Annotated in this window: 10 protein-coding genes; 1 reads left to right on the forward strand and 9 read right to left on the reverse strand. The window is 39.6% G+C overall.

Annotated elements, in window-relative coordinates; translation table 11 throughout:
* The first annotated feature begins 99 nt into the window (after positions 1-99).
* Complete coding sequence (locus M3210_RS04975; protein WP_251512145.1) at positions 100-2,103, forward strand: S9 family peptidase; 2,004 nt, start codon at positions 100-102, stop codon at positions 2,101-2,103.
* A gap of 89 nt (positions 2,104-2,192) precedes the next feature.
* Here M3210_RS04975 and argD read toward each other — a convergent pair whose 3' ends face one another.
* From argD to M3210_RS05020, 9 genes are all read right to left on the reverse strand, one after another.
* On the reverse strand, positions 2,193-3,380 hold the full coding sequence (argD, locus tag M3210_RS04980; RefSeq protein WP_251512147.1) for an acetylornithine transaminase: 1,188 nt from the start codon (positions 3,378-3,380) through the stop codon (positions 2,193-2,195).
* A complete protein-coding gene (gene argB / locus M3210_RS04985) occupies positions 3,373-4,173 on the reverse strand; it encodes an acetylglutamate kinase (protein WP_251512150.1) in 801 nt (266 codons plus the stop codon). Before argB ends, argD begins: the two co-directional genes overlap by 8 nt.
* Before the next feature lie 10 nt (positions 4,174-4,183).
* Entirely contained in the window at positions 4,184-5,410 is a 1,227-nt protein-coding gene (gene argJ, locus M3210_RS04990; RefSeq protein WP_251512152.1) for a bifunctional glutamate N-acetyltransferase/amino-acid acetyltransferase ArgJ, read from the reverse strand.
* 13 nt (positions 5,411-5,423) lie between these two features.
* Complete coding sequence (gene argC / locus M3210_RS04995; RefSeq protein WP_251512154.1) at positions 5,424-6,464, reverse strand: N-acetyl-gamma-glutamyl-phosphate reductase; 1,041 nt, start codon at positions 6,462-6,464, stop codon at positions 5,424-5,426.
* Positions 6,465-6,637: 173 nt separating this feature from the next.
* Positions 6,638-7,597: an alpha/beta hydrolase gene (locus tag M3210_RS05000; RefSeq protein WP_251512156.1), complete on the reverse strand. Its 960-nt coding sequence runs from the start codon at positions 7,595-7,597 to the stop codon at positions 6,638-6,640.
* Between the two features lie 124 nt (positions 7,598-7,721).
* Positions 7,722-8,834: an ABC transporter permease gene (locus tag M3210_RS05005; RefSeq protein ID WP_251512158.1), complete on the reverse strand. Its 1,113-nt coding sequence runs from the start codon at positions 8,832-8,834 to the stop codon at positions 7,722-7,724.
* A complete protein-coding gene (locus M3210_RS05010; RefSeq protein WP_251512161.1) occupies positions 8,831-10,096 on the reverse strand; it encodes an ABC transporter permease in 1,266 nt (421 codons plus the stop codon). The genes M3210_RS05005 and M3210_RS05010 overlap by 4 nt, the downstream gene beginning before the upstream one ends.
* Before the next feature lie 13 nt (positions 10,097-10,109).
* Entirely contained in the window at positions 10,110-11,042 is a 933-nt protein-coding gene (locus tag M3210_RS05015) for an ABC transporter ATP-binding protein (protein ID WP_251512163.1), read from the reverse strand.
* 664 nt (positions 11,043-11,706) lie between these two features.
* Positions 11,707-12,522 (reverse strand): cytochrome c oxidase assembly protein, encoded by an 816-nt coding sequence (locus M3210_RS05020; protein ID WP_251512165.1) that lies wholly within the window; start codon positions 12,520-12,522, stop codon positions 11,707-11,709.
* Positions 12,523-12,571 lie beyond the last annotated feature (49 nt).

Genomic DNA, 12,571 nt, shown 5'->3' on the forward strand with positions numbered 1-12,571 from the left:
AGTTTGATAGACTTGCGCATTTTTCCTAAATAAATATCATTTCGACATTCGAAGGAATCCAGTATGTCACACTTAATAATCGATTAAGGAGGAATAAAGTTGAAAAAATCCAAGCGAGCAATAACTCCAGAAGACCTAACAAAAATTGAAGTATTAAGCGAGCCCCAGTTCACGAAAGACGGTACAAGTTACACCTTTGTCTCTACCAAAATCAATGAAAACAACGAGTATGAAGCAAATATTCACCTCCAGCAATTACATGAAGAAAAATCGACTCCATGGACGTACGGAAAATATAATAATAGCAATCTGTCGTTTTCACCTGATGGAAGACAAGTTGTCTTTCAGTCAAACAGAAGTGGGACGCCACAGCTATGGATCATGCATACCAACGGAGGAGAAGCTAGGCAACTCACCACATTTAAACATGGTGCTTCAAACCCGCATTGGTCTCCAGATGGCAAGTATATTATTTTCACTGCTTCCCTACATGAAGACGATGATGTAGCAAGTCAGAAAGAATTGTCAAAAGAGGAAAAACAACAGCTGACAGAAGCAAAAAGTCAGGAGCCTCTTGTTGTGAGCACCCTGAAATATAAATCAGATGCAGAAGGTTTTCATGATGATAAGAAAACACAACTTGTATCTTACTCCTTAGAAGGCAACACCTTCACCCAATTGACGAAAGGTGACTATCATCATCTTTTTCAGGATATCTCACCAAATGGAAAACAAATTCTTTTCACGGCCAACTTAAGTGATAATGCGGACTATGAACTAACAAATGACTTGTACCTTTTAGACCTCCACTCAAACGAAATAAAGAAATTGAATGAGCGTTCCGGTTACCATCAACGGGCTGTATTTTCACCTAGTGGAGAGAAAATCGCTTGTCTCGGTCATGAATATGATTATGCAGGAGCAACCTTAACAGAACTGTATATTTTTGATTTGCAATCGGGAGAGCGTCTCTGTATCAGTAATGAATGGGATCTTCAACTTGGCGATTACATCATTGGTGATATGCGTTTAGGGGCCTCGGAAAACGGACCTGTTTGGTCAAAAGATGGAGAGAAGATATTCTTTATTGCAACCGATCGTGGATCGACTGGACTCTATCAAGTGGACTTGGAAAGTAATTTGGAAATACTTCATAAAAATGATAGTCATGTATTTGGTTTCAGTTATCACAAAGAAACAGATAAGTTTATTATAGGTATTAGCTCGCCAACCAACCCTGGTGACTTTTACTTGTTCGAACGTGGATCAGAGTTACGGCAATTGACAACTACCAATAAAGAATTCCTACAAGAGGTTTTCATAGCAACACCGGAAGAGTTAGAAGTAACTACAGAGGATGATTGGAAAATTCAAGGATGGCTACTAAAGCCATATGGATTTGAAGAGGGGAAAAAATATCCTTTTGTATTGGAAATTCACGGTGGACCTCATATGAGTTATGGACAATCCTTCTTCCATGAGATGCAATTACTTGCTGCCAAAGGATATGTGGTGCTATACACTAACCCTCGTGGCAGTCATGGATATGGCCAGGAATTCGTCAATGCATGTCGTTCCGATTACGGCGGGAAAGACTATGAAGATTTGATGGCTGCGGTTGATTATGCGTTAGACAATTACAGTTTTATCGATGAAGACCGGCTCGGTGTGACTGGTGGGAGCTATGGTGGTTTTATGACGAACTGGATTGTCGGTCATACAAATCGCTTCAAGGCGGCAGTTACCCAACGTAGTATCTCCAATTGGCTAAGTTTTTACGGTGTCAGTGATATCGGCTACTTCTTTACAAAGTGGGAGCTTGGTCATAACTTGATGGAAGATCCTAAAAAACTATGGGACTTCTCTCCTCTGAAGTATGCAGAGAACATCGAAACACCATTATTGATTCTTCATGGTGAGAAGGATTTCCGTTGTCCCATCGAACAAGGTGAACAACTTTTTATTACATTGAAGCATCTACGTAAAGAAGTGGAGTTCGTTCGCTTCCCTGATGCAAATCATGAATTAAGCAGAAGTGGGAATCCTAAACTTAGGATTGCTAGATTAGAGCATATTTGCCGCTGGTTTGAAAAGTATTTATAATCTCTGTCGCCAGTAACCCTATCGTAAAATAACCAGCTCTATATGTATATTAAAATATCCCCATCTTCTACGATGGGGATAAAAATAACCTACTTTTCATTTAACACTTGTTTGAAAGCATCTATAAATTCATCAATTTCTTCTTCTGTAGTAGTAAGTGGCGGTAATAAGCGTAATACTTTCTCACCGGCTGATAATACCAACACGTTCTCTTCTCTTAAAGCAGTTATATATTCAATTGCCCCCTCTTCCATTTCCAGACCAAGAAGTAAACCTTTTCCCTTTATCTCAATAATTGCAGGATATGATGATTTCAATTCTGTCAATTTTTCTTGAAAATATTGACTGATTTTATTCACATTATCCAATATATCCGCATCAAGGATATATTGCACTGTTGAATACCCTGCTGTCATCGCCAATGGATTACCACCAAATGTACTTCCATGTGTACCTGGTGTAAATGAAGCTGCCACCCCATCCTTAGCGAGCATGGAACCAATTGGAAAACCAGAACCAAGCCCCTTAGCAAGAGTGATCACATCAGGTTCAATTCCAAACTGTTCATAGGCAAATAATGTCCCTGTCCTGCCGATACCAGTTTGTACTTCATCAATCATGAGCAGTATATCTTTTTCCTTGCAAATCTTCTCCAATTCCTTTAACCAAGCTTTATCCGCTATATTGACGCCTCCTTCGCCTTGAACAAGTTCAAGGAGAACAGCTGTAGTCTTTCCATTATCGATTTCCTGTAAAACATCAAAATCATTATAAGGAAGATAGCGAAATCCTGGAGTAATTGGCGTGAATCCTTGGTGAATCTTCTCTTGGGCTGTTGCCGCCAGTGTTGTCCCTGTTCTGCCGTGAAATGATTGTTTAAAGGTGACAATTTCGGTTCTTGCCTCGTTCCCTTGGTCTTTCGCATATTTCTTTGCGATCTTTATCGCAGCTTCATTCGCCTCGGCCCCACTATTGCAGAAAAACGCCGCATCCAGACTACTATTCTCTGTTAATAGTTTTGCCAACTTCTCTTGTATCGGAATATGGTAAAGGTTCGATACATGCCAAAGGGTATCCAATTGCTCCTTTAATGCAGCCTGTACCGGTTCAGGGACATGGCCAAGATTACAAGTCGCTATCCCTGAAGTATAATCCAAGAACCTGTTTCCCTCGTCATTCCATACATAACTTCCTTTTCCTTTTACAATCTCTAAAGGAAAACGTCCATACGTATTCATCACCGCAGATGCTTGCTCTGTCTTTATTGTGTTAGACATAATGCTTCTCTCCCATTACTATCTTCGTTCCTACTTGACCACCCGAAAGGTAAGTCTTTAAATCGCCAGGATTCATTCCGTTTAAAATAACCGCTTCTTCTACACCGCCAGATAAAGCTTTCAAGGCCGAATATACTTTTGGAATCATCCCACCGTAAATGACACCACTTGAAATTTTTTCTTCAATTTCTGCTTTTGTGAGTTTTGGTATGAGGACCTTCTTTCCTTGAATTTCTTCCAACACACCAGGAATATCACTTATCAGTACCAGTTTTGCCCCTAAACTTGCTGCCACTGCAGCTGCAGCCGTGTCACCGTTAATATTATAATGTTGACCTGTTTCATGAATTCCAATTGGTGAAATGATAGGTATTCCGCCATTTTCAGCGATAAGCTGGAGCCAGTTCGTATTTACTTCTTTCACATCACCTACAAACCCCAGCTTTCCAGTCTTATCTTGTGGTGTCACTTTCAACAGATTAGCATCCACTCCACTAAGACCTAGTCCGATTCCGCCACTTTGCGTAAACTTCGTAACAATATGTTTATTGACTTTCCCACTCAAAACTTGCTCGACTACATTCAAGACTTCGCTGGAGGTCACTCTTAGTCCATTTACAAATTCACTTTTAACATTCATCTGATCTAGGGCATGATTAATTTCAGGTCCACCCCCATGAACAATGATTGGATGAATACGCCCCGATTCTTTTAAGCTGACAATTGTGTCATAAAATGCTTTTGGTAGTTTGTTTAGAATACTTCCGCCAACTTTTAAAACGACAATCTTCATTCCAATCACCTCATGTTCTATAGGAAGCGTTGATTTTAACATATTCATAGGTCAAATCACATCCCCATGCAGTGGCTTCCCCTTCTCCATTATTCAAATCAACATGGATCGTCACTGTGTCTTGTTCTAAATATGCTGTACCCGCTTCTTCACTAAAATCAAGAGGCAGACCATTCTGAACCACTTGGATGTCACCAAGGGATACAGAAACTTTATTAACATCCAACGGTTGCTCGCTATAACCCACCGCACAAATAATTCTTCCCCAGTTGGGGTCTGATCCGTAGACTGCAGTCTTTACCAAGTTAGAAGAAATGATCGCTTTAGCGACTTCACCTGCCACTTTATCGGAGGCTGCCCCTTTTACTTTCACTTCAATAAGCTTCGTTGCTCCTTCGCCATCCCGGGCAATTTGTTTGGCCAGTTCCTGACTCACATAACGCAGCCCTTCCACAAATACAGACCACTCTGCATGATTTTCGTTTAATGTATTATTTTCTTGCATTCCATTGGCGAGGACAAGCACCATGTCATTTGTACTGCAATCCCCATCCACAGTGATCATGTTGAATGATTGATCTGTCAAACTACGTAACGCTTTCTCAAGACTAGCCTGCTCGACATCAGCGTCTGTAGTAATAAAGGAAAGCATGGTTGCCATATTGGGAGCAATCATACCAGACCCTTTTGCCGCACCCGCAATCGTTATTAACTTTCCGTCAACTTCGAATTGTACGGCAGCATGTTTCGTTACGATGTCCGTCGTTAAAATGGCTGTCTCAAATCGTTCAGCACCTTGATTCACTTCATCATTCATCGCTTCAATGCCTTTATATATCTTTTCCATTGGGAGTTGAACTCCAATTATTCCAGTAGAAGCAACGGCCACATGGTCAACATCCACACCCTTTATCTCAGCTGCCTTCGCTTGGGTGTCTAAAGCATTTTGATATCCCTCGGGCCCTGTAACTGCATTGGCATTCGCTGAATTGACCACGATCGTTTGTATTTTTCCGCTTTTGTCGATACTATCCTTTGTAACTTGAAGAGGAGCAGCTCTAAATGCATTTAATGTATATACTCCAGCTGCTGTTGCAGGTACTTCTGAATGAATCCATCCGAAATCTAATCTGGATTTACGTAGGCCAGTATGCACCCCTCCTGCCTGAAAGCCCTTCGGGGTAGTAACATTGCCATTCTCTATCATCTTTAGTTGTTTTTCTTTCAGTTGTGCCATCTACAACATCCTCCTATGGATACATTGGAATTGCTTGTAATCCCAAATTCTCTTCCCAGCCATTCATGATATTTACATTCTGGATCGCTTGGCCAGATGCTCCCTTTACAAGATTATCAATCGCAGCTGCTATAATTAACTGGTTGCTTCTTTCGTTCACCCATACGCCAATATCACAATAGTTGCTTCCTTGGACTGCCTTCGTCTGTGGAAACTGTCCTTCTGGCAGGATACGTATGAACGGTTTATTTTCATAATAAGATTGGTAACTTTTAATAACTTCTTCTGTCGTTGTTTCTTGATTCAGATCCGCATACATCGTACAAATCAAACCTCGTGTCATCGGAATTAAATGCGTAGTCAATATTGTCGTAACATCCGCATCAACAGCCTTCGATAAGTATTGTTCGATTTCCGGGATATGCTGATGCTTTCCAATTTTATATGGTGATACATTATCATTCGTCTCTGAAAAATGAGTGGCCGCTGTTGGCGTTCTTCCCGCTCCCGATACACCAGTTTTCCCATCAATGACTATCCCTGTTGGCTTGATGTTTCCGAGTTCCAGTGCTGGAATTAACCCTAATAATGAAGCTGTCGGGAAACACCCTGGATTAGAAATGATTGTAGCTGATTGTATTTCTTCTTTATATATTTCAGAAAGTCCATATACAGCCTGATTTAACGTCTCCTGTGGAGCAGCCGACTTTCCGTACCATTCTTCATAATCTTCCCGTGACGATAATCTAAGGTCCCCTGATAAATCAATGATTTGCAGATTTTTATTCTGTAACTCTGGTACGATTTCTTTCGCTACCCCAGCTGGTGTCGCTAAAAAAACGACATCCACTTCAGCTTCTAAACTAGAAATATCTAATTCTTCTAATCTGATTTCAGGTAGTTTTTTTAAATGCGGGTAAATTGACGAAAGGACCTCACCGCTTTGAGAGTGGCTGATTACTTTTGCCACTACTAATTTGGGATGTGTTTGTAACAGCCGAATCAATTCAATTGCTCCGTAGCCCGTTCCACCAATAATTGCCGCTTTTTTCAATTTAAACAACTCTCTTTCTAAGATTAATTATTCATTATTATACATTGACGTGTATAAATATGCAATAGTATTTATAAAAATTAATTTTTATTATTAATCGTTGAATAAATATGTAAATTCATGTCCATAAAAAAATGACCCAGATCAAGCTTTCTTGTTCTGGGTCAATCATTCTAATATAAATATTTATCAAAAAATGCGTTCATGTTTTCTAAATAGCCTTCTCGATCAAGGACGATGGATTCACCATGGTTTGCGCCCGGTACGATAAACATATCGGTTCCTGTACTTGTATTCTCATACAGTAGCTTTGTCATTTCGGTTGGTACAAACGTATCCGCTCCTCCATGGATATAGAGTATCGGCACTTCCGCTTTCCGAACTTGATTTAAAGCAGAAGCTTCTTTAAAGGAATATCCTGCTTGGATATCTGTAACCATCCCCGTCGTTGGCAGGATGGGGAAGCTTGGCAAATTGAACATACGGCCAAGTTGATAGTCAAATAGATCATACACACTTGAATACGGGCTATCCGCTACAGCTAGTTTCACATTATCCGGCAAGTCCTCTCCTAAAGTCATGAGAACTGTTGCGGCTCCCATGGAAAGACCATGCAAAATAATTTCTGTATCCTCGCCCAGCTCCTCAATAATCCGATCTATCCATTTCACATAGTCAAGGCGGTCATGCCAGCCAAAGCCATAATAGTCACCTTCACTGCGACCATGTCCACGGCTATCGGCTGTGAACATATTAAATCCAAGCTCTTCATAATAATATTGTCCAAATAAAGCCATATCCCGTGCCCTGCCAAGATAGCCATGGGCAAACACAACCGTCTTATTGGTCGGTTCCTCCGCTTCTAAAAAATACCCTTGAAGCGTCAGACCGTCAAAGCTTTCCATTTGCCAATATTCAAATGGCTGCTGATCCGCCCATGTCCGCCAATCTCCTTGTGTAAAAACTTCCATCGTTTCGGCCGATACTTCTAAATCCGAATTCCCCGAGAGAAAATCTTTCGTCCCTCGCTCAATGGCCAGTTTATAAAAGAAAACACCCGCAATAATGTCTATAATCAATAGGAAAACAACTAATCCCCCTGCAATTTTCAACCAACGCTTTTTCCTTTTCAAACTTTTGCTCCTCTCGCTGTCTATGATTCTATTATATTAAAAAATAAAGGTATTCGCCATAAGTCTTAGGCAAATACCTTTTGTTACCAAGCAGTTTTTGATATTTGGACATATTTTCCTTTAATTATATATGTCTTCGCTCCATTAGATGAATACCGACTCCCATAAATATCACACCCATAAGGATGAGGATACTTATAGGCTTCAATAATTCCTGTATTGGTTGGTTATAGAGGACAAGTCCATTTAAAGCTTCCATTCCATAGGTCAACGGATTTATTTTCGATAGAGTCAGCAGAAATTCTGATTGTACAATTTCGATCGGCCAAAATGCACCACCAATCATCGCCATACTTACAGATAAAATTGGAAGAGCCGCGTTGAATTGCTGTATATTTTTCACCACTGATGTAATAAAAATAGCAAGGGAAACAATCGCAAAACTGTATACAGCCATAATGAGTAATATACCAGGTAACTCTCCATTAAAATCAAAACCGACGAGATAACGGAATACAAAGAAGATGACTAGAATTTGCAAGTAACCTTCAAAAAAACTATAGATTAAGTTTCCAATATACATTTCCGACTTTTTCAATGGGGACAGAATCATCCGATCCCAAACACCATTCCCTTTCTGCGTGAAAATCGGTAATACAGTATAGCAAATGGTATAAATGACAAAGAATAGGGTGAATCCGAAAATTGAATGTAAGCTGCGGTCAAATATAAATGCATCCGAGCTATGAAAGGTTCGATTTGTTATCCCGAACACAGGATTTTCCTTTGCCTCCTGATAAGCCATGAGCAATTCTTCTCTCTCTTCCTCATTCTCTGTTCGTAATAATTCACTGATATTTTCTTCCTGTATTTTGTTAACATATATATCAGCCACAGTTTGTTCAATCATCTGTACATTCGATGAGTCAATGCCGACAATCATTTCGTAGCCATTTTCTTTGAGGATCACCCCTGCTTCAGCATTCCCGCGTCGAATGGTCTCCTTTAAATCTTCAACTTCCTGCCATTTAAAATTGTACACATCGCTTTCTTCTAAAGCCTCACCGATAAATTCTGTTTGTAAACTTTCATCACCAGAGACAGGTACCGTGATTTTGTCATAACCACCTACACCTCCCAGAATTAAGGTGAAAACAATCGACATCCCTGTAAATAGAAGAAACGTGCCTGGGCTGCGGAAAAATGAAGTAAGTCTAGCTAAAAAGATTCCTTTCATGATGAAGCACCTCTCTTCGGAAAGCTTAATACCCCAATGATAATCGCTGTAAGGGCAAAGCACACAATGTATAGGAGATGATCGATATTTTCTGCAATTGTTTCTCCACGCAAGATACTTAAATAAGCTGACATCGTCGCTCCATTTGGTGTAAGATCACCGAGCACTTGCATAAATTTTACGTTATCACCAACCGGAAAAAAGCTTCCACCAACAAAAGCTAAAATCGTTACGACCACACCACTAAAAAGATTGATGATTTGCTCAGAATTGACACGATAGCTAATCGCCGTCAGCAACACGGAAAGCCCACCGACTGCGATTGCAAAGAACAAAGTAATCGTTAGAAATGCCCCTATATCAGGCCAGGTGACATCAAAAACAAAATATGAAAAAGCGAATACGAATAGTGATTGAATGAAAGCAAATAGCATTCCAAGTATTAATGTAGAAATAAAATAGGTCCAACGAGAAAGATCCGCAATAATCATCCGATCAAATATATGGTCTTTCTTTTCTTCAAATGCATAGCCCGCAATGGCTGCACCCATGAACAAAACATTCATTACGACCATACCAATCGTATAATACGTTTTCGAATCAACAGGGTTAAGCTTACTTATCGATGTTACTTCCTGTTCAAAATCCGACGACATCGAGTATAATTGCTCAGGATTTATACCATTTTTTCCAAGAAAGCTTGAAAGTGTATATTCCTCCTGATATGTTTTCAATAACTGTGAAACAATATTTCCTGCAAGTTCTGCACCTTCATTATGGTGAATGATTACCTCTGGTCTTGTGTCTTCTTCTAAAAGCAGTTTGTTTAACATTTGATAGGTGAAGTCTTCAGGAAATTCAATTACAGCTGCATAAGAGTCATCTCCTGTCAGTTCTGACAACCTGTTCGGCTCCAACTCTTCCAAGATAATCATCTCTTGTAATTGTTCACTTTGTAACAGTTCCATCAATGTTTCAACAGGAGTAATTGATTCTGCTGCCAGTCTAATTTCTTGAATGACTTGTTCCGGTAATCCACTTGAATCGAGATCCGTTAAAAATTGTTCAACCTGGGCCCTCTCATCCTCATGCTCAACAATAGCCAAAGGAAATGTAAGGTCAATCTCTCCACCATCCATTAAGTTACCTAAAGCACTCCCAAGTATCGTAATTAAAATGACTGGTAAACCGAATAAAAGTAAAATCTGTACTGGATTACGCAGGAATATGAGGGCTTGTTTTTTTATCATTTGTAAAATCATCGGCTAACTCCCCCTAATCCCTTAAGGCTCTTCCGGTCAAATGAAGAAACACATCTTCCAACGTGACCTTTTTTACGTCTAATGAACGTAATGGAACATTCATTACTTCTGCAAGATGAGCAATCTCCGAAAAGATATTTACATTTTTTGAAACTACCAAAACAATTTCTTTTTCTTCGATATTCATTCGATTGACTTGAGGATGTTCTCTCAGTTTTTCAATAAAGTCTTCATTCCAATAGTCTGCTTTTATTGAAATTGTATTTTCTAGGGATAAAATTTGTTTGATTTCATCTTTTGTTCCCGAAGCAATCAGATTCCCCTTATCCATGATGTAAATCCGGTCACATAAATATTCGACTTCTTCCATGTAATGGCTCGTGTAGAGCACCGTCATTTGTCGTTCTTCATTTAAGCGTTTGACGGTTTGAAGAATATAATTCCGGGATTGGGGATCAATTCCCACAGTAGGTTCATCCATGACGAGGATTTCAGGATCATGCAACATGGCGACTCCAATATTCAATCTTCTCTTCATACCGCCAGAGAATTTTTTGACAATATCTTTTCGACGTTCTGTCAAACCAATATGTTCAAGAACTTCATTTACTTTCTCTTGTAATTTCTGACCCTTTAATCCGTAAATCCTTCCAAAAAACTTCATGTTTTCTTCTGCTGATAGATCTTCATATAAGGCAATTTCTTGAGGAACTATTCCAATAATCTTCCGCAAGCTTTGGGGGTTTTTAATGATGCTTTTATTTTGGAATTTCACGTCTCCGCTTGTTGGTTCAACAAGGGAGGACAACATGGAGATTGCCGTTGATTTACCAGCACCATTCGGACCAAGAAGCCCGACAATTTCTCCTCTTCCAATATACATGTTCATATTTTTAACAGCTTCCGTCTGTTTGAATTTTTTTGTGATATCAATCAGTTCAAGCATATGACCACCTCCGTATCTTTAGTTTAATCGGATTCCTTAAGAATAGAAACTATCGGCAGTCACTTTATGAACATGACCTGAGTCACTTTTTATCAAGCTAGTAAAGGAATTCAATCATTTTAGAAGATACTTAAAAGATTTTTGCTCGCATACAATGAAACTTAATATGAACTTCAATTCAATTTCTCCCGGCGGACCGCAGCCCCCGATACACCTTCGCTTTCCGTGGGCGGCTGGTGAGCCTCCTCGGGCTGGCGCCCTGTGGGGTCTCACCGATACCTTTGCTCCCACAGGAGTCTTCGGTGTATCGGGGGCTTCTCCGAGCAAAAATGTTATTTTGCACATTGATTAAATGATTAAATTGTTTTCTTAATGCCAGCTTTAAGATTAATGTTCGCAGAATTCTTTTAGCAAGTTTAAATAGAATAATCTGAGTATAACTCGGAGCAGTCCAAATACCTCCCTCGAGACTCCAGCAGGAGTAGAGGCCAGGATAAGACCCCGCAGCTTAGCGAGGAGACTCATCGGCGCCCGCAGAAAGCGAGCGGTATTTGGACTGCGGACATGAGGTAGGAGGTTTTTTTATCGCTCAAATTAAAGTTCAAGACAAAAAATTTGAGAGCCTAATAAAAAACACCACTTCATAATAAAAGTGGTGTTAACGTTAAGACTGCTTACTATATTTCGGTCCTACGATAAATGCAATTCCAAAGATAACAAGTTGACTAAGGACGAGCATCATGCCGCCTTGGAATTGTTCTTCGACCGGATTGTAAGGCAGTAAAGCAGCTGCAAATTCCGGCGGTATTTCTTTAATACTCGGCATGCATACAGCCAAGGACTGCATAAACATCTCTACATCGGTATAGACCAAATACAGGCTTTGATCCTGGAATAATAGAATTAATCCATATGGTATTAAGAATATGATGCTTAGTAAAATATAGACACGTTTTCTATTTTTATTCAGCTTCGATGGTGAAATAATTGGCAGCCATAATAGAATTCCTACAAAAAGCAGAGCAAGCATAAATAGATAATTGATAAATAAATCCAGTCTGGCATGATTAAATACGCTAGCGACATGATACCAATAAAATAGGACAAAAAAGGCAAGGAAACCTACAATTGGTTTTGATAGGAATTTTAATATACTCCCAAGGATTTTCACCTTTCTTGCACGTTCGAAAATTTCATTTTTGAACCCAATGATTAGTAAAGGTGGTGCAATCAGAAGCAATAAGATCAACTGCAAAATATGGATACTGAATTTAATTCTCGCGATGACATTTATTGGACTTCCTAATGCCGCAAAAACGGCAACCATCCCAAGTACGAAGGCAACCTGCTTCCAAAGTGGGTACTTGAAATCTTGAGGAAGCAATAAAAAATAAATGATAAAAATAAATCCCATATAAATGAGAATTCCACCATTCCATAACGTCGAAAAATGAAATTCATCCAGAATGATTTCCAGCATCTCCAATCACCTTCCTACACAAATTACTGCCTTAAGTATAGCCTTAATT

It is taken from the genome of Oceanobacillus luteolus, assembly GCF_023715655.1.
Classification (GTDB): domain Bacteria; phylum Bacillota; class Bacilli; order Bacillales; family Amphibacillaceae; genus Oceanobacillus; species Oceanobacillus luteolus.